13 protein-coding genes and 1 pseudogene are annotated in these 17,861 nt (G+C 74.9%); 9 read left to right on the top strand and 5 right to left on the bottom strand.

Annotation, left to right across the window (positions count from 1 at the left end; genetic code table 11):
- Nucleotides 1–105: 105 nt before the first annotated feature.
- Genes MRQ36_RS08295 through MRQ36_RS08280 form a run of 4 tightly spaced genes read left to right on the top strand, consistent with a single transcriptional unit; the run spans nucleotide 106 to nucleotide 3,074 of the window.
- Nucleotides 106–717 (top strand): hypothetical protein, encoded by a 612-nt coding sequence (locus MRQ36_RS08295; RefSeq protein ID WP_242794304.1) that lies wholly within the window; start codon nucleotides 106–108, stop codon nucleotides 715–717.
- Nucleotides 717–1,727 carry a prephenate dehydrogenase/arogenate dehydrogenase family protein gene (locus tag MRQ36_RS08290; RefSeq protein WP_242794302.1) on the top strand — a complete coding sequence of 337 codons (1,011 nt, stop codon included), beginning with the start codon at nucleotides 717–719 and terminating at the stop codon, nucleotides 1,725–1,727. The genes MRQ36_RS08295 and MRQ36_RS08290 overlap by 1 nt, the downstream gene beginning before the upstream one ends.
- 46 nt (nucleotides 1,728–1,773) lie before the next feature.
- The gene (locus MRQ36_RS08285; protein WP_242794300.1) at nucleotides 1,774–2,427 is read left to right on the top strand and encodes an SIMPL domain-containing protein; all 654 of its coding nucleotides are present in this window, start codon (nucleotides 1,774–1,776) and stop codon (nucleotides 2,425–2,427) included.
- Nucleotides 2,427–3,074, top strand: coding sequence for a nucleoside/nucleotide kinase family protein (locus MRQ36_RS08280; RefSeq protein WP_242794299.1), 648 nt, complete (start codon nucleotides 2,427–2,429; stop codon nucleotides 3,072–3,074). Before MRQ36_RS08285 ends, MRQ36_RS08280 begins: the two co-directional genes overlap by 1 nt.
- Here MRQ36_RS08280 and MRQ36_RS08275 read toward each other — a convergent pair.
- From MRQ36_RS08275 to dapD, 4 genes are all read right to left on the bottom strand, one after another.
- Nucleotides 3,051–4,178 (bottom strand): hypothetical protein, encoded by a 1,128-nt coding sequence (locus MRQ36_RS08275; RefSeq protein WP_242794298.1) that lies wholly within the window; start codon nucleotides 4,176–4,178, stop codon nucleotides 3,051–3,053. The two genes, MRQ36_RS08280 and MRQ36_RS08275, sit on opposite strands and share 24 nt — an antisense overlap.
- On the bottom strand, nucleotides 4,076–5,644 hold the full coding sequence (locus MRQ36_RS08270) for a hypothetical protein (RefSeq protein ID WP_242794295.1): 1,569 nt from the start codon (nucleotides 5,642–5,644) through the stop codon (nucleotides 4,076–4,078). The genes MRQ36_RS08275 and MRQ36_RS08270 overlap by 103 nt, the downstream gene beginning before the upstream one ends.
- A gap of 94 nt (nucleotides 5,645–5,738) precedes the next feature.
- Entirely contained in the window at nucleotides 5,739–6,296 is a 558-nt protein-coding gene (locus MRQ36_RS08265; protein ID WP_242794294.1) for a sugar O-acetyltransferase, read from the bottom strand.
- A gap of 105 nt (nucleotides 6,297–6,401) precedes the next feature.
- On the bottom strand, nucleotides 6,402–7,361 hold the full coding sequence (gene dapD / locus MRQ36_RS08260; RefSeq protein WP_242794292.1) for a 2,3,4,5-tetrahydropyridine-2,6-dicarboxylate N-succinyltransferase: 960 nt from the start codon (nucleotides 7,359–7,361) through the stop codon (nucleotides 6,402–6,404).
- A gap of 24 nt (nucleotides 7,362–7,385) precedes the next feature.
- Here dapD and dapE point away from each other — a divergent pair, with 24 nt between their 5' ends.
- Nucleotides 7,386–8,459 carry a succinyl-diaminopimelate desuccinylase gene (gene dapE / locus MRQ36_RS08255; protein ID WP_242794290.1) on the top strand — a complete coding sequence of 358 codons (1,074 nt, stop codon included), beginning with the start codon at nucleotides 7,386–7,388 and terminating at the stop codon, nucleotides 8,457–8,459.
- A gap of 158 nt (nucleotides 8,460–8,617) precedes the next feature.
- Here the strand turns inward: dapE and MRQ36_RS08250 are convergent, their stop codons facing one another.
- Nucleotides 8,618–8,791, bottom strand: a complete 174-nt coding sequence (locus MRQ36_RS08250; RefSeq protein ID WP_242794289.1) for a hypothetical protein — start codon at nucleotides 8,789–8,791, stop codon at nucleotides 8,618–8,620.
- 155 nt (nucleotides 8,792–8,946) lie between these two features.
- Here MRQ36_RS08250 and MRQ36_RS08245 point away from each other — a divergent pair, with 155 nt between their 5' ends.
- The 4 genes and pseudogenes from MRQ36_RS08245 to MRQ36_RS08230 all read left to right on the top strand — a co-directional run.
- Complete coding sequence (locus MRQ36_RS08245; RefSeq protein WP_242794287.1) at nucleotides 8,947–9,846, top strand: TIGR00730 family Rossman fold protein; 900 nt, start codon at nucleotides 8,947–8,949, stop codon at nucleotides 9,844–9,846.
- A 3-nt stretch (nucleotides 9,847–9,849) separates the two neighbouring features.
- Nucleotides 9,850–10,401: a TIGR00730 family Rossman fold protein gene (locus MRQ36_RS08240; protein WP_242794286.1), complete on the top strand. Its 552-nt coding sequence runs from the start codon at nucleotides 9,850–9,852 to the stop codon at nucleotides 10,399–10,401.
- Between the two features lie 115 nt (nucleotides 10,402–10,516).
- Nucleotides 10,517–14,215: an ATP-dependent helicase gene (locus tag MRQ36_RS08235; protein ID WP_374249912.1), complete on the top strand. Its 3,699-nt coding sequence runs from the start codon at nucleotides 10,517–10,519 to the stop codon at nucleotides 14,213–14,215.
- 37 nt (nucleotides 14,216–14,252) lie between these two features.
- Nucleotides 14,253–17,765 (top strand): annotated as a pseudogene (locus tag MRQ36_RS08230) (ATP-dependent helicase); the annotation flags it as partial.
- Between the last annotated feature and the right edge of the window lie 96 nt (nucleotides 17,766–17,861).

Genomic DNA, 17,861 nt, shown 5'->3' with positions numbered 1-17,861 from the left:
CCTCGTCGATGGGATGAGGTGTCGCCGCAGGTCTGCGGACCGGTAGTCTGCACCTCCGGTCCGCCCTCATGCGGGCCGCGTGCGTCGGGCGGCCGAGGGGTGAGGATGCGCTACCTCCACCCGCTGTTGCGGGACCGGAACATCGACGGCGTACGACAGGCCGCACTGGCCACCGCAGCGGTTGTCTTCAGCGTGCTGAACGTCGTGCTGCTCCAGGCGATCCCGCTCGACGACGGTGAGTCGAAGCTGCTGGCGGTGCTGCTCTCGGCGTTCAGCCTCGCCCTGATCGGCGGTGTCGTGCAGCGGATGTTCCTGTCGATCTGGGCGCATCCCGTACTCGGCCAATGGGTCTACGAATCGTCGTCCGGCAACTGGGGGCTGGCCCGCATCGACCTGCGGGGTGGCGAGTTGACCTATGCGGTACAGCTGTACCGCACGGAGGAGGACGCGCTCGCGGCGGTCCGGGGCGAGCCGGGTTTCGTGTCCCGCTGCTTCGCCACCGTCTCCTCCGTCGGGGTGACGTACGAGAAGGGTCAGGTCGAATTGATCTACAAGGTCGACCGGTCGCACGAGGACTACGCCACCCGCAGCGGCATGCTCACGCTCACCCCGCTCAGCAGGTGGGCGATGAAGGGCTACTGGAAGAGCGATATTCTCGGCGCCGAGCCCAGTCGGGGCGTACTCGACCTGTACCGACCGAACCGTCGAGGTGCGTGATGGGGGACAGAACCGCCCGGCATCCCCGGGTCGCCGTCGTCGGCACCGGTCTCATCGGCGGATCCATCCTGCTGCGGTTGCACGAGTGGGGTGCGGACGTACGCGGCTGGGACCCGCACCAACCGACCCGGGCCGAGGGACGCTCGCGGGGGCTGGACTTTCCTGACGACCTCGCCGACGTGGTCCGCGACCGTGACGTGGTGTTTCTGTGCGGGCCCCTGCCGACCCTCCCGGAGACTTTGCTGACCGTGGTGAAGGGCGTCGGGGACGAGTGCGTCGTCACCGATGTCGGCAGCACCAAAGGGGGTGTGGCCGCCTTCGCCGCCGAGCACGGACTGACCGACCGCTTCGTCCCGGGACACCCGATGGCCGGGACCGAGCGGGCCGGTCTCACGGCGGCCAACCCGGCGCTCTTCACGGACGCCGCATGGGTGCTCTGCCCGAGCCTCGACGGGATCGTTCAATTCCGCGCCCTGGCCGACGTGATCGTGGAAGCCTTCGGGGCCCGGGTGGTGCCGATGTCGGCCACCGAGCACGACGCTGTGGTGGCGCTCTCCTCCCACGTTCCCCACCTGCTCGCCGGTGGACTCGCCGGGGCGGTTGCCGGTTCCGACGTACGCGAGGGGGTGCTTGCGCTCGCCGCCGGCAGTTTCCGGGACGGCACCCGGGTGGCCGGTACGCCGGCCCGGCGTACCGCGGACATGCTGGTAAACAACCGGGAACAGGTGCTCCGGCAGCTCGACGAGGTGCGATCCGTTCTCGACGGGCTCGCCGCCGCCCTGCGCGACGACGACCTCGCAGCACTGGTCGCCCAGTACGAACGGGCCCGGGCAGTCCGTACGGCACTGCCCGAGCGCACGCTGTGCCCGTTCCGGCGGGAGTTCCCCGTCGGCGGGGAGCACGCCGAGGAGCTGGCCTGGCTGCTGGAGCTGGGGTCGGCCGGCGGCCACCTCACCGGATGCCGGGTCGGGGACGGGCTGGTGGCGTACACCGGGGAGCGGCCGGCCTGACCGCGACGCCCGCGCGGTCCGGTCGGCGCGCGGCTAGGGTGTGGGCATGGCGGACGCACCGGTCGTGGCGGTACGCGGCGAGGCGTACCGGGAAGTCGCTCCCGAGCTGGCCCGGTTCAGTGTGACCGCGACGGCCCGGGACCGGGATCGGGAGGCGACGCTGACCCGGTTGGCCGAGCGGGCCGCGGCGGTCCGGGTGCTGCTCGACGCGGCCGGCCCGGTGATCGACCGGCGGGAGGCCGGCGAGCTGCGGGTCTGGCCGGAGACGAAGCGGTCGGGTGAGCGGGTGGTGGCCTACCACGGCAGTGTCACCACGACCGTGACCGTCACCGACTTCACCGCGCTCGGTGAGCTGATGCTGCGCCTGGCCGACCAGGACCAGGTCGAGGTCGCCGGCCCGTGGTGGTCGCTGCGCCCGGACAGCCCGGCGTACCGGGAGGCGCGGCGGGCGGCGATCGCCGACGCGCTGGCCCGCGCCCGGGAATACGCGGAAGCGCTCGGCGCCCGGATCACCGCCCTGCTGGAACTGGCCGACACCGGGCTGGCCGCGCAGCCGATGTTCGCCCGGTCGGCAAAGTTCGGCGGGGCCGGCGGTGGGCCCGGTGGGGCCGCGCCGGAACTGGAACTCGATCCGCAGCCGCAGAGCGTGCAGGCGGCGGTGGAGGCCCGGTTCACCATCAGCGAGCCGGTCCTCGGCTGATGCCACCGGCACAGGTCCTCCCGTTCGACGAGCTGGCGGCCCGGGCCCGGGCCCTGGCCGACGCCGGTCCGCGGCAGTTGCTGGGGGTCGCCGGGGCGCCGGGGGCGGGCAAGTCGACGCTGGCGGAGCGGATCGTCGCCGAGGTCGGGCCGGCCGCCCGGCTGGTGCCGATGGACGGCTTCCACCTTGCCGGCCCGGAGCTGGCCCGGCTCGGCCGGGACGGGCGCAAGGGTGCCCCGGACACCTTCGACGCGAACGGTTTCGTCTCGCTGCTGCGTCGGCTGCGCCGGCTGGAGCCGACCTCGGTATGGGCGCCGGCGTTCCGCCGCGACCTGGAGGAGCCGATCGCCGGGGCGATCGAGGTGCCACCGGAGGTCCGGCTGGTGGTGACCGAGGGCAACTACCTGCTGCTGGACGACGAGCCGTGGGAGGAGGTCCGGTCCCTGCTGCACGAGATCTGGTTCGTGGACCTGGACGCGGAGCTGCGGCTGCGCCGGCTGATCGCCCGGCACGAGGCGTACGGGAAGTCGCCCGAGCAGGCGCGGGCCTGGGCGTCGGGCAGCGACGCGGCCAACGCCGCGCTGGTGGCCGGCACCGCCGCCCGCGCCGACCTGGTGGTCCGGCTAGCCGACCCCCTGCCGGGGTGACGGGACGCCCCGACGCAGCAGCGGGGCCACGACCGCCCGTTCCCGGACGAACTCCACCGCCTCCGGATAGCCCCGGTGGTTGCGGATCGGCGGGTCGGCGACCTCGCCGCCGCTGGGGTGCAGGCCCTCCGGGTCGACGACCGGCACGTCCCGTTCCCCGACGCCGACCGGCCAGCCGAGCGGGTCGGTGTCCCGCCAGAAGTTGGTCCAGGCGACATAGCCGGAGGGCCAGGTGAGGGCGTGCGCGAGGGCGCGCAGCCGGTCCGGCCCGAAGTACGCGGGGAAGACCCGGCCGTAGAGGCGGGTGAGCTGGCAGCCGTACGAGAAGAACCAGACCCGCCGCCGCCACCGGCGGGGGAGCTGGAACAGCATGGCGGCGCAGATGACGGCCCCCTGGCTGTGCCCGGCGAGGATCACCCCGTCCATCCGGCGGGGGTCCTGCGGGGGCAGGGCCAGCAGGCCGGCGACGCGGGTCTGGAGTTCGGGCACGGCGCGTTCGGCATAGCTGGGCGGGGCGAGCGGATGGGCGGCGCGGGGCCAGAAGGTGCCGACGTCCCAGAGCACGCCGACGGTGCGCCGTACGGTGTCGTTGCGGTAGACCAGCATCCCGAGCGCGGCGATCACCAGGGGCAGCCAGCCGAGTATCGAGTCGCCGACGGTGGCGATCCCGTGGACGACCGCCTGCAGGCCGGCCGGGGTCTCGGGGGTGGGGTGACTGCCGGCAAGGGCCGCCGCGCAGCAGAGGGTCACCAGCGCCCCGGCGACGGTGGCATAGCAGCCGATCAGTGGAACGGCGTGCTCGCCGACCAGCCGGTGCAGGGCCCGGAAGGCGCTCACGTCGCGGCACCGGCGCAGGTCGTGCGCGGAGAGGGCGGGATTGGGTGTGGTGAGTGCGGCGTACTCGCTGCGGCGCAGCGCGCGGAAGAGCACGCCGGCGTGGAGCAGGGCGCAGAGCAGCACGGTGAGGGTGAGCACGCAGGCCAGCCCGGCCCAGAACACGGTCAGGGGTGGCACCACCCGGCTGGTGCCGCTCGGGTCGGTCCCACCGTCGAGCCGGTCGCTGACCCAGTAGAGCAGGCCGGCGCAGTAGGCGATGGCCACCATCCAGCCGAAACCCGCGATGAGCGCGGCGCCCCGGCCGCCCCAGGCCGGCGTGCTGTGCGGGACGGGTGGCGGGTGCGGGCCGTCCGGTCGGGCGCGCGGCAGCAGCAGTCCCGCCGCGGCGACCGCGATCGCCGCGCCGACGAGCATCCAGGTGTGCAGTCCGTCGGGGCGGGCGGGGCGCCCGGCAGGTCGCGGCCGGTCCAGAGCACCCCGAGCGGCAGCAGCACGCCGCCGGCGGCCGGGACGAGCAGGGCCCACCGCCCGGAGCGGGTGACCGTGCCGATGGCGATGAGCAGCAGCACCTGGTAGGCGGCGAGCCAGGCGACGGTCGAGTCGTAGCCGGGCAGGGACCGGTCGGTGCGGCAGCCGGTCAGGTCGGGGATCCGGAGGCAGCCGGCCGGGGGCCGGTAGTGGGACAGGGGCACGCCGGCCGGCCCGTCGGGGAGCAGCAGGAGCAGGAACGTGCCGGCCAACCCCAGCGCGGTGAGCACGGCGACCGTCGCGCTCCACCGGCCGAGCGGGGTGTCCCCGGCGCGGCGGGTGAGCCAGGGTCGGCCCACCGCCACCACCGCGATCGCCAGCACGGCGGCCAGCACGGTGACGGTCGGCCAGCTGACGACCGCGCGGACGCCCCGGGGCGGGTCCATGATGAGCACCGCCGCGAGCGGCACCGACGCCGCGGTCACCGCGCCGGTGCACAGGTGCAGCACGGCGGCCCGCCGCAACTGTCCCTCGCCGCACCAGAAGGTGGGGTCCTGGAGCGGGTTCTCCGGCGGTTCGGATGCCCCGCCGGCGGGTCCCGGCTCGGCCCCACCGGGGCCCGGGGTGGGGCGGGGGCGGGGTGCGGCGGGCATCTCCGCCTCGTACTGGTAGGTGCGCCAGGCGACCACGCCGAGCACCGCCAGCACGATCAGCGGCAGCAGCAGGCCGGCGGCCAGCGACCGGGTGCCCTGCTGCCACCAGGTGTCGGCGAGGAACTCCCAGGGGCCGGGGAGGTGGCTGAGGCACTCCGGCTCGACGCACTGCCAGCCGATCAGGTCGACGCCGATGCCGGCCACCGTGATGACGAGGGTGCTGGTGAGGCTGAGGCAGAAGAGCCGGATGAGCCACGCCGCCAGCCCGGAGCGGCTGCCCCACCGTTCCCGGTCGGGGTCGGGCGGGATGTCCGGCCGGGCGTGCAGTGCCACGTTGGCCAGGGTGAAGGGCAGCAGCAGCGTCCAGAGCGCGCGTTCGACGTCCCGCGCGGTCCGCGCGCCGGAGGTCAACTGCCCCCAGCTGTACGCCTCGACGGTGACCGGTTCGTCGGGCCCGGGGGCGGTGGAGCGGTAGAAGCCGGTGACCTCACCCCCGGCCACCAGCCACGGCTGCGGTCCGTCGCCGCCGGGCACCGGGTGCAGGCCGAGGAGGTGGTCCGGCGGAGTGTTCGACACCCCGTGTACGCGTAGTTCCAGCACCCGATCGGCCATCAGTGCCTCCTGGTAACCTGCCCACTACCCAGAGTGCATCTGCTGAATCGGATTCGGCCACTGTCGGAGGCGGTATTTCCGCAGGTCAGGCGAATTATTCCAGGGTGCGGACGACGCGCGCGGGGTTACCGACCGCCACTACGTTGGCGGGCAGGTCGCGGGTCACCACGGCACCCGCGCCGACCACCGTGTTGTCACCGATCGTGACGCCGGCCAGCACGATGACCCCGCCGCCGAGCCAGACGTTGTCGCCGATGGTGATCGGCTGGGCGGCCTCCCACTTGGCCCGGCGCGGTTCCGCCTCGACGGGATGGGTGGCGGTGAGCAGCTGCACGTTCGGTCCGATCTGGACGTCGGCGCCGATGGTGATCCGGGCGACGTCGAGGAAGACCGCGTTGAAGTTGACGAAGCTGCGCGGCCCGAGGTGGGTCTGCCAGCCGTAGTCGCAGTGGAACGGCGGGCGGACCCAGGTGTCCTCACCGAGCGAGCCGAGCAGTTCGCGCAGCGCGGCGAGCCGGCCCGCCGGGTCGTCGGCGGAACTGCGGTTGAAGCGTTCGGTCAGCCGGGCGGCGCGGTCCAGGTCGGCGATGATCTCCGGGTCGTCGGCGATGTACGGCTCGCCGGCGAGCATCCGTTCGCGCATGGAACTCATCCGGCGATCATGCCCGGTCGGGCCGACATCTTCCGCCCGGACGGTCGAATCCGCCGCCGGGCGGGCGGTCCGGGCCGGGACGGTGTCGCCCCGGCCCGGGTCGGGTCAGTCGTTGGCGTGCAGGGCGGCGTTCAGTTCGATGCCCCGGCCGCTGCGCTGCTTCGCCTCCAGCGCCCCGGTCACCGAGTTGCGCCAGAAGAGCAGCCCGTCCACGCCGGAGAGCTCGCGGGCCTTGACCACCCGGCCGTCCGGCAGGCTGATCTTCGAGGCGGCGGTGACGTAGCAGCCGGCCTCCACCACGCAGTCGTCGCCGAGCGAGATGCCGACCCCGGCGTTCGCGCCGATCAGGCTCCGCTCACCGATCGAGATCTTGTCGGTACCGCCGCCGGAGAGGGTGCCCATGATCGAGGCACCGCCGCCGATGTCGGAGCCGTCGCCGACGACCACGCCCTGCACGATCCGCCCCTCCACCATGGAGGTGCCGAGGGTGCCGGCGTTGAAGTTGACGAAGCCCTCGTGCATCACGGTGGTGCCGGCGGCCAGGTGCGCGCCGAGCCGGACCCGGTCCGCGTCGGCGATCCGCACCCCGGCGGGCACCACGTAGTCGGTCATCCGGGGGAACTTGTCCACCCCGTACACGGCGAGATGGCGGCCGGCGGCCCGCTCGATGACGCGCAGCTCGTCCACCCGCTCCGGCGGGCACGGCCCGGCGGACGTCCAGGCCACGTTGGCCAGCTTGCCGAAGATGCCGTCGAGGTTGAGCCCGCCCGGCCGCACCAGGCGGTGGGAGAGCAGGTGCAACCTCAGGTACGCGTCGGTCGCGTCCTTGATCGGGTCGGCCAGCGACCCGATCACCGTGGTCACCTCGACGGTACGCAGACCGGGCAGCGCCCGCTCGCCGATCGCGCCCGGCGGCAGGTCGAGCACGTCGGCCTGGTCCTCCCCGGGGACCAGCGGCAACTCGCCGAGTCCCAGCTTGCCGGTCGGGTACCAGGTGTCGAGGACCTGATCGTCAGCGGTGATGGTGGCGAGGCCGATGCCCCAGGCAGCCTGTGCGTTGGTCACGATTTTGACGGTACCGTGCCCAGCATGGAGAACCCGTTGACCCCCGAGGTCCTGGCTGATCCGGTGGCGCTCACCCGCGCCCTGGTCGACATAGAGTCCGTCTCCCTCGACGAGAAGGCGATCGCCGACTGCGTGGAGGAGGTGCTGCGGGGCGTGCCGCACCTGACCACGTTCCGGCACTCCAACACCGTGATGGCGCGTACCGACCTGGGCCGGGAGTCCCGGGTGGTGCTCGCCGGCCACCTGGACACCGTGCCGCTGAACGGCAACTTCCCGTCCAGCATGCGCGGCGACCTGATGTACGGCTGCGGCACCTCCGACATGAAGTCCGGGGTGGCGTTCGCGCTGCACCTCGCGGTGACCCTGCCCGACCCGCGCTACGACGTCACCTACCTCTTCTACGAGGCCGAGGAGATCGAGTCGAAGTACAACGGCCTCACCCTGGTCGCCGCGGCACACCCGGAGTGGCTGGCGGCCGACTTCGCGGTGCTGCTGGAGCCGACGTACGGGATCGTCGAGGCCGGCTGCCAGGGCGTCATGCGGGTGGTCGTCACCACGCACGGGGAGCGGGCGCACGCGGCCCGGTCCTGGCACGGGGTGAACGCGATCCACGGCGCCGCCGAGGTGCTGAACCGGCTGCGGTCGTACGAGGGGCGCCGGGTCACCATCGACGGCTGTGACTACCGGGAGGGCCTGAACGCGGTCCGGATCGCCGGCGGGGTGGCCGGCAACGTCGTCCCCGACCGCTGCGAGATCGAGATCAACTATCGGTACGCCCCGGACCGCGACCCGGCCGCCGCCGAGGCGCACCTGCGCGAGGTCTTCGCCGGTTTCGACCTCGAGGTGACCGACTCGGCGGCCGGCGCGGCCCCCGGCCTGGACGCGCCGCCGGCGCAGGAGTTCCTGGCCGCCGTGGGTGCCGCGCCGATCGGCAAGCTGGGCTGGACGGACGTGGCCCGCTTCGCCGCGATGGGGATCCCGGCGCTGAACTTCGGCCCCGGCGACCCCAACCTGGCCCACCACAAGGACGAGCACGTCGAACTCACCAAGATCCGCGACGGCGCCGCCACCCTCCACCGCTGGCTCACCCCCGCCTGACCCCCACCCATCCCTCACCACCCCTGCCCGCTGCGTTGATCAAGGGGTTTGCGTCTCCGGAGACCGGTCCGGGCGACGCAAACCTCTTGATCGACGGCGGACCGGACTCGCGGGCGGGGTCGGGGGTGCGGGGAGTGGGTGGGGGTGGGTGGGGTGGGTCAGGGGGTGGGGGTGAGGGACTGGTCCGTGGTGAGGTGGGACTCGGTCGGCTCGCCGGTGCGGGCGGTGTGGCGGGCTTCCTGCTGGCGGGCGCGGCGGCGCTCGGCCACCACGTCCTGGATCCGGCGCTGCATCTGTCGCCGGATCCGGATCATCTCGGTGCTGCTGATCACGCTTGCTCCTCCCCCGAAGGCGCGCGGCCGGGGCATACCCGGTATGTGAATAGTAAGACGTACAGGCGACCGAATTAGTTGCCCAAGATCGCAAACTTTTCCCGGCCCGGTCGCGCCGCACGCCTGGTGACCACGGCTCCACTACGGTGGCTCCCATGAGCCAGAGCAACGGGCGGCCGCAGCCCGGCCGCGACCCGGGCCGGGAGCGGCACCGGGGTGCCGTCACGCTGCGCCGGGGTGCCATCCCCACCAGCACCGCCGACCAGCGGTTGCTGGACTCGCGCGGGCGCGGTGACTGGAAGACCAAGGACGCCTGGCGGGCGCTGCGGATCCTCTCCGAGTTCGTGGAGGGCTTCGACACCCTCGCCGACCTGCCGCCCGCGGTCAGCGTCTTCGGTTCGGCCCGCAGCAAGCCGGACAGTCCGGAGTGCCGGCTCGCGGAGGAACTGGGCGCGGCGCTGGCCCGCGCCGGCTACGCCGTGATCACCGGCGGCGGGCCGGGAGTGATGGAGGCCGCCAACCGGGGCGCCAGCGAGGCCGGTGGGCTCTCCGTCGGCCTGGGCATCGAACTCCCCTTCGAGCAGGGGCTCAACGACTGGGTCGACCTGGCCATCGACTTCCGCTACTTCTTCGCCCGCAAGACCATGTTCGTCAAGTACGCCCAGGCGTTCGTCGTGCTGCCCGGCGGGTTCGGCACCATGGACGAGCTCTTCGAGGCGCTGACCCTGGTGCAGACCGGCAAGGTGACCCGGTTCCCGGTGGTGCTGATGGGTGAGGCGTACTGGCGCGGACTGCTCGACTGGCTGCGCGACAGCATGGCCGCCGAGGGCAAGATCGGTACGGTCGACCTGGAACTGATCTGCGTCACCGACGACGTCGACGCCGCCGTACGGCACATCGTGCAGGCCGAGGCGGCGCTCTCCGCGGAGCAGGAGTCGATCCGTGAGGAGGCGGTGGCCCGTACCGCCGCCGACCAGCAGGCCGCCGCCACGGCTCCGCCGCGGGAGGGCCGACCGGCCGACGGGCCCGGTACGCGACCGGACGGGCGGGCCTGACCGGTGGCCGCCGTCTGCGTCTTCTGCGCCTCCTCCCGCACCCTCGACCAGCGCTGGCTGGACCTGGCCACCGAGACCGGCGCGGGGCTGGCCCGGCGCGGGCACACCCTGGTCAGCGGCGGTGGCTGCGTCGGCATGATGGGTGCGGTGGCGGACGGGGCGCGGGCCGCCGGTGGGCGCACCCTCGGCGTGATCCCGCAGGCCCTGGTCGACCTGGAGGTCGCCGACCTGGCCAGCGACGAGCTGCTGATCACCGACGGCATGGACAGCCGGAAGACCCTCATGATCGAGAAGTCGGACGCCTTCGTCACCCTGCCCGGCGGCCTGGGCACCCTCGACGAGCTCTTCGAGGTCTGGACCACCGCCACCCTCGCCATGCACGCCAAGCCGATGGTGCTGGTCGACGCCGACGGCTTCTACCGCCCCCTGCTCGACTGGCTGCACTCGCTGGCCGACCGCCACTTCCTCAAGCCCGCCGGCCTCGACCTGGTCACCGTCGTCCCCACCGTCCCCGCCGCCCTGGACGTCCTCGAAGCCCACCTCTCGCCGCGCTGATCATGAGGTTGGCGGCGAAGTCGATCTCCGATCCTGCCGCCGACCTCATGATCGACGTGAAGGTCGGGCGGGGTGGTGGGGGTGGGGTGTCGTAGGGGCGTGATGGGATATCAGGGTGCAGGGGTACCGGCTGGTGCGCCGGGGTGTGGGGGCGGTTCCTGACGGACGGGCTGCCGGGTCGGGTCGGGGGGATCGGCCGGGCGGCGGGTCGGGTCAGGGGGAACGGTCCGCGCCGGGCGCCGAGGGGGAGCCGCGATCCGGGGGGTCCGCGGGTGATGGCGCGCACCCTCAGCCGGGCGCGCGGCGGGCGGACCCGGTGCAGGCCGAGGTGGTGGCGCACACCGACGGGCCGATGCTGGTCCTCGGCGGCCCCGGCACCGGCAAGACCAGCACGCTGGTCGAGGCGGTCGCCGCGCGGGTGGCCGAGGGCGTCGACCCGGAACGGGTGCTGGTGCTCACCTTCGGCCGTCGCCAGGCCACCGACCTGCGTCACCGGATCGAGGCGCGGATCGCCGGGGAGGGCCACCGGGTCGTCCGCGAGCCGCTGGTCCGCACCTTCCCGGCGTACGCGTTCGGCCTGCTCCGCCGGGCCGCCGCCGAGCGGGGCGAACCGTCGCCCCGGCTGCTCACCGGCCCCGAGCAGGATCTGATCATCCGCGAGCTGCTGGACGTGGTCGGCGAGGAGCCGGCGGACGACCCGGTCGGCTGGCCGGAGGACCTGCTGCCCGCGCTGCGGACCCGGGCCTTCGCCGCCCAGCTGCGCGACCTGCTGATGCGCGCCGCCGAGCGCGGCGTCGGCCCGGCCGAGCTGGCCCGGCTGGGGGAGAAGCTGGGCCGCGCCGACTGGCCGGCCGCCGCACGCTTCCTCCGGGAGTACGTCGCCGTCCTCGCCCTGCGCGACGTGAGCAACCGTGGCTCCGTCGCGTACGACCCGGCCGAGCTGGTCCGGGCGGCCACCGGCATGCTGCTCGACGATCCGGAGCTGCTGGCCGCCGAGCGCCGCCGGCTGGCGCACGTCTACGTCGACGAGTTGGCCGACACCGACCCCGCCCAGCTCGATTTGCTCGCCGTGATCGCCGGCGGCGGCGCGTCCCTGGTCGCCTTCGCCGACCCCGACTCCTCCACGTACGCCTTCCGGGGCGCCGACCCGGCCGGGGTGGCCACCTTCCCGCACCGGTTCCGCACCGCCTCCGGCGCACCCGCCGCGCAGGTCGTGCTGACCACCTCCTACCGGGCCGGTCCCGGCCTGCTCGCCGCGACCGCACGGCTGGCCCGCCGGCTGCGCGGTCCGGCCGCACACCGTCGACTCCATCCGCTGCCCGACGCGCCGCCGGGCGTGGTGGAGGTCCGCACCTTCCGTTCGGCCACCAGCGAGTCGGCCTGGCTGGCCCACGCCCTGCGCGAGGCGCACCTGCTCGACGGGGTGCCCTGGTCCCGGATGGCGGTACTGGTCCGCTCCACCGGCCGGCAGTTGCCGTCGCTGCAACGGGCCCTGCACCACGCGGGCGTACCGACCGTGGTGCACGGCGAGGACCTGCCGCTGCACCTGCAACCCGGGGTGGCTCCGCTGCTGCTCCTGCTGCGCTGCGCGCTGGAACCGGACCGGCTCGACGAGGAGACCGCTGTCGCGCTGCTGCACTCGCCGCTGGGCGGGGCCGACCCGCTCGCCGAGCGACGGCTGCGCCAAGGGTTGCGGGCGCTCGCGCTGGCCGGCGGCGACCGCCGGCCCTCCGGCGAGCTGATCGTCGAGGCGCTGCGCGACCCGGCCGAGCTGGCCGCGATCGACCGGCGGTGGGCGGTGCCCGCCCAGACGGTGGCGCACCTGCTGGCCACGGCCCGACAGGCGGCGGCCGTCCCGGGGGCCACCGCCGAGGACGTGCTCTGGGCGGTCTGGCGCTTCAGTGGCCTCGCCGAACGCTGGGCCGGGGCGATCACCCGGGGCCGGGCCGCCACCGGGGAGCACGAGACGGCGCAGCGCTGGCGTGCCGAGGCCGCCGACCGGGACCTCGACGCGGTCATGGTGCTCTTCGACGCGGCGGCCCGGTTCACCGACCGGCTGCCGGGTGCCCGCGCCGAGGTCTTCCTCGACCACGTGCTCGGGCAGGACCTGCCGGCCGACACCCTCGCCCCCACCGCCGACCGGGGCGACGCGGTCCGGCTGCTCACCGCGCACGCCGCGAAGGGCCTCGAGTGGGACCTCGTCGCCGTCGCCGGCGTGCAGGAGGGCGTCTGGCCCGACCTGCGGCTGCGCGGCAGCCTGCTCGGCTCCGAACGGCTCGTCGACGTGCTCGCCGGCCGGGCGCAGGGCGCCGGCACCCGGGCCAGCCTGGTCGGGCAGACCTCGGCGCTGCTCGACGAGGAACGCCGGCTCTTCCACGTCGCGGTCACCCGGGCCCGGCACCGGCTGCTGGTCACCGCGGTCGCCTCGGCGGCGGTCGGCGGCGACGACCACGAGGAACAGCCCAGCCGGTTCCTGCACGAACTGGGCACCACCGAGCCCCCGGCGATCGGCGGCGGGTCGGCACCCCCACCGACCCCGTCCGAGCCGACCGGTGGACCGGAGCCGGTCGGTCCGGATGCCGGCGGGGCGGGCAGTGGCCGGCCCGGTGACGGCGCGACGCTGGCCGTGGAGAGCGGGCCGCCCGGGGCCGCGGGGTCGGCCCGGCCGGGCCGCGGGGCCGCCCTGGCCGTCGAGGCCGGGCCACGCGGGGGTACGGGGGCGGCCGGGCCCCACGACGGCGCGAGGCTGAGCGTCGATCGGGAACCACTCGACGGGGAGGCCGATCGGCCCGGTGCGCTGCCGGTCACCCTGCCGCCGCGCGGGCTCACCCTGTCGGCGCTGGTGGCGGAGCTGCGTACCGCGGTCACCGACCCGGCGGCACCCGCGACCCGGCGGCGCGCGGCGGCGGCCGAGTTGGCCCGGCTGGCCGCCGCCGGGGTCCCCGGCGCGCATCCGGACGACTGGTGGGGGCTGCGTGGGCTCTCCGACGACCGGCCGCTGGTGGACGACGGCGAGGCCGTCCGGGTCACCCCGTCGGCGATGGAGAGCGCGCTGCGGTGCAGCCTGCGCTGGCTGCTGGAACGGCACGGCGGCAGCGGACCGGCCAGCGCCGCGCAGGGCGTCGGCAACCTGGTGCACGCCGCCGCGATGCTCGCCGAGGACGCCAGCGTCGACCGGACGGCGCTGCTGGACTACGTGGCCGCCCGGTTCGACGCGATCGAGCTGGCCGCCCGCTGGATGGTCGGGCCGGAACGCGAGCGCGCCGAGGCGATGGTGGACAAGCTGCTGCGGTGGCTGGCCGGCAACCCGCGCCGGCTGCTCGCCATCGAGCACGAGTTCGCGGTCCGCCTCGACGACCCGCAGCGCCCGGTCGAGCTGGTCGGGCGGGTCGACCGGCTGGAGGTCGACGCCGAGGGCCGGCTCGTGGTGATCGACCTGAAGACCGGCAAGTCCACCGCCGTCACCGAGCGGGAGGTGGCCGAGCATCCGCAGCTCGGGGCGTACCAGGCGGCGGTGGAGGCGGGGGCGTTCGCCGAGTACGGCGAAGCCTCCGGCGGGGCGGCGCTGGTGCAGCTCGGCACCGGGGCGAAGGACGCCCGGGAGCAGGCGCAGGCCGCCGCGGGGGAGGGGCCGGAGGCGGGCTGGGCGACCGCGCTGGTCCGGCGGACCGCCGATACGATGGCCGCCGCCACCTTCGCCGCCGTCGCCAACTCGAAGTGCCGGGTCTGCCCGGTCCGCACGAGCTGCCCGGTGTCGGGGCAGGGGCGCCAGGTCGTCGAGCCGCCGACGGTCCGCCGCGAGCGCGAGGAGTGAGCGTGCGAGCCCCGCAGTCACCCGCGACGGTGCTGGCGTGACCCAGCCCGCGCTCTTCGGCACGGCCGCGCCGGCACCGAGGACACCCGACTCCGGTCCCCGGTACACCCCGGTGGAGCTGGCGAAGCTGCTCCGGCTGCCCGCGCCCACCCGGGAGCAGGCGGCGATCATCGCCGCGCCCGTGGAGCCGCTGCTGGTGGTCGCGGGGGCCGGCTCCGGCAAGACCGAGACGATGGCCGCCCGGGTGGTCTGGCTGGTCGCCAACTCGTACGTCCGGCCGGAGCAGATCCTCGGCCTGACCTTCACCCGCAAGGCGGCCGGCGAGCTGGCGCACCGGGTGCGTACCCGGTTGGACCAGCTCATCCGCCGGATCGGCAGGCAGGCGCGCAACCCGCAGGACGACCCGCTCGCCGGTGAGCCGACCGTCTCCACCTACCACTCGTACGCCGGGCGGATCGTCACCGAGCACGGCCTGCGGGCCGGCTACGAGCCGACCACCCGGCTGCTCACCGAGGCGTCCCGCTGGCAGCTCGTCGACCTGCTGGTCCGCAACTACGACGGGGACATGTCCGAGGTGGACCGGATGCCCAGCACCATCACCGACGCCGTGCTGGCGTTGGCCGGTGAGCTGGACGAGCACCTGGTCGACCCCGCGGAGCTGGCCGCCTGGACCGGCCGCTTCTTCGCCGAGGTGCAGTCCCGTCCCGGCCGGGTCTACGCCGACGTCCGCAAGGCCCTCCAGCTCCAGCAGACCCGGCTGAAGCTGCTCCCGCTGGTCCGGGCGTACGCCCGGCGCAAGGACGACTTCGAGGCGATGGACTTCGCCGACCAGCTCGCCCGGGCCGCCCGGGTGGCCCGCGACCATCCCGGTGTGGGCGTGATCGAGCGGGACCGCTTCCGGGTGGTGCTGCTCGACGAGTACCAGGACACCAGTCACGCCCAGGTGGTGCTCCTCAACGCGCTCTTCGGCGGCGGTCACCCGGTCACCGCCGTCGGCGACCCCTGCCAGTCCATCTACGGCTGGCGGGGGGCCAGCGCCGGCACCCTCGACCGGTTCCCCGCCGACTTCGCCCGCGCCGACGGCACCCCGGCCGACGTGCTCAGCCTCACCACCAGCTGGCGCAACCGGCCGGAGATCCTCGGGGTGGCCAACGCGCTGGCCACGCCGCTGCGGGCGGCCGGCGCTCAGGTGCCGGAGCTGCGCGCCGCGCTCAGCGTCCGGGACCCGATCCCGCACCGCAGCCCGCGCGGGAACGCCGCCGGCACCGTGCACTGCGCGCTGCTCGAGACGTACGCCGACGAGGCCGACTGGATCGCCGAGAGCGTCCTCGCGGCGTGGCGCGGGGCGGCCGGGATGCCCGGCGCGCTGCCCGAGCACATCCCGGTGCCGCAGCGCCCCACCACCGCCGTGCTGGTCCGGTTGCGCAGCCAGATCCCCGCCCTGGAGTCGGCGCTGCGCGCCCGGGGCCTGCCGGTCGAGGTGGTCGGCCTGGGTGGCCTGCTGGACACCCCCGAGGTCCGGGACGTGGTCTGCACGCTGCGGGTGCTGGCCGACCCGACCGACGGGGCGGCGCTGCTGCGGCTGCTCACCGGGGCGCGCTGGCGGATCGGGCCGCGCGACCTGGTCGCCCTGCACCGGCGGGCCCGCGCCATCGCCCGGTCCCGGCGGGAGCTGACCGGCGACGACACGCCGGAGATCGTCGTCGACGCGCTGGACGAGGCCACCCTGGTCGAGGCGCTGGCCGACCTGGGGCCGGCGCAGGCGTACTCGGCGGAGGGCTACGCCCGGCTGCGCGCGTACGGGATGGAGCTGGCGCTGCTGCGTTACCGGCTGGACCAGTCCCTGCCGGAGCTGATCGCGGACATCGAGCGGACCTCCGGCCTGGACGTGGAGGTGGCGGTCCGGGCCGGCCGGGACGGCACCGGCGACGCCGGGCTGGCCCGGGGTCACCTGGACGCGCTCGGCGACGTCGCGGCCCGGTTCAGCGGCGAGACGCCCGGCGCCACCCTGGCCGGTTTCCTGGCCTACCTGGCCGCCGCCGAGGACGAGGAGCGCGGGCTCGCCCCGGGCGAGGTCGAGGTGGTGGAGGGGGCGGTGCAGATCCTCACCGCGCACGCCGCCAAGGGCCTGGAGTGGGACGTGGTGGCGGTCGCCGGGCTGACCCGGGGGGTCTGGCCGGGGCCGGTCCGCAACTCCGACCACTGGCTGGGCGGGCTCGGCGTGCTGCCGTTCCCGCTGCGCGGGGATGCGGACGGGCTGCCCGAGCTGGGGCTGGCCGACACCGAGGACCAGCGCGGGGTGGCCCGGGCGGTGGCGGACTTCACCGACGCCTGGCGGGCGCACGACGAGCGGGAGGAGCGCCGGCTGGCGTACGTGGCGGTGACCCGCCCGAGGCGGCTGCTGCTCTGCTCCGGCTACTGGTGGGGGGAGGGCACCAAGCGGTTCCGGGGCCCGTCGGTCTTCCTCCGCGAGGTGTACGACGCCTGCCTGGACGGCGTGGCCGGGCACCTGGTCGACGCCTGGGCGCCGGAGCCGGCCGGGGACGCGGTCAACCCGACGACGGAGGTGGTGCTCCGCGCCGAGTGGCCGGCCGACCCGCTCGGTGCCCGCCGCCCGGCCCTGGCCGAGGCTGCCGCGCTGGTCCGCCGCTTCCTCGCCGACCCGGAGGCGGCCCGCCGCGAGGCAGCCGTGCTCGCCGCTGCCGCCGGGGTCACCGCCGAGGCGTCCGACGCCCCGGGGGCCGCCGCGGCGTCCGACGCCCCCGGGGCCGCCGCGGCGTCCGACGATCCGGGGTCCGGCGCTGCGTCCGACCCGAGGCCCGGGGCTGCGGCCGGCGATCCGGGACCGGGCGGCGCGCCCGCCGACGATCCGGAGGTGGCGCGCTGGCGACGGGAGGCGGACCTGCTCCTCGCCGAGCGGGCCGAGCTGCTGCGGCGGGCCGACGCGGTCGAGGTGGAGCTGCCCGCGCACCTGTCGGTGACCCAGCTGGTGGCGTTGCGCCGTGACCCGGAGGCGCTGGCTCGCGCCCTGCGCCGGCCGATGCCCACCGAACCCAACCCGTACGCCCGGCGGGGCACCGCCTTCCACACCTGGCTGGAGCAGCGCTTCGGCGCGGACCGGCTGCTCGACGTGGACGAACTGCCCGGCGCGGCGGACGAGGACGCCGCCCCGGACGAGGCGCTGGTCGAGCTCCAGGAGCGCTTCCTGGCCAGCGAGTGGGCCGACCGGGTGCCGCTGGAGGTGGAGGTGCCCTTCGCCACGGTGCTCGCCGGCGTGGTGGTCCGGGGCCGGATGGACGCCGTCTTCGCCCGGCCCGGCGGCCGGTTCGACGTGGTGGACTGGAAGACCGGCCGGCAGCCCGCCGGCCGGGAGGCCCAGGCCGCCGCCGTGCAGCTCGCCGTCTACCGGCTGGCCTGGGCGGAGCTGGCGGGGGTGCCGGTCGACCGGGTCGGTGCCGCGTTCCACTACGTCCGGGACGGCGCGACCGTACGCCCGAGCGACCTGCTGGACGCCGACGGACTGACCGCGCTGATCGCCGGGGTACCGGAAATCTCGCCGGACTCCCCGCCGGCCGGAAATCCGTGATACGTTGTCCTCGTTGCAGTTTTGGTTTCCAGAGACTCTGTGTGCGCCTGGCGGATTGTG

It is taken from the genome of Micromonospora sp. R77 (assembly GCF_022747945.1).
In the GTDB taxonomy this organism is placed as follows: domain Bacteria; phylum Actinomycetota; class Actinomycetes; order Mycobacteriales; family Micromonosporaceae; genus Micromonospora.
The sequence above is the reverse complement of the archived record's forward strand: the minus strand, read 5'-3'. Positions and strand labels throughout refer to the sequence as shown.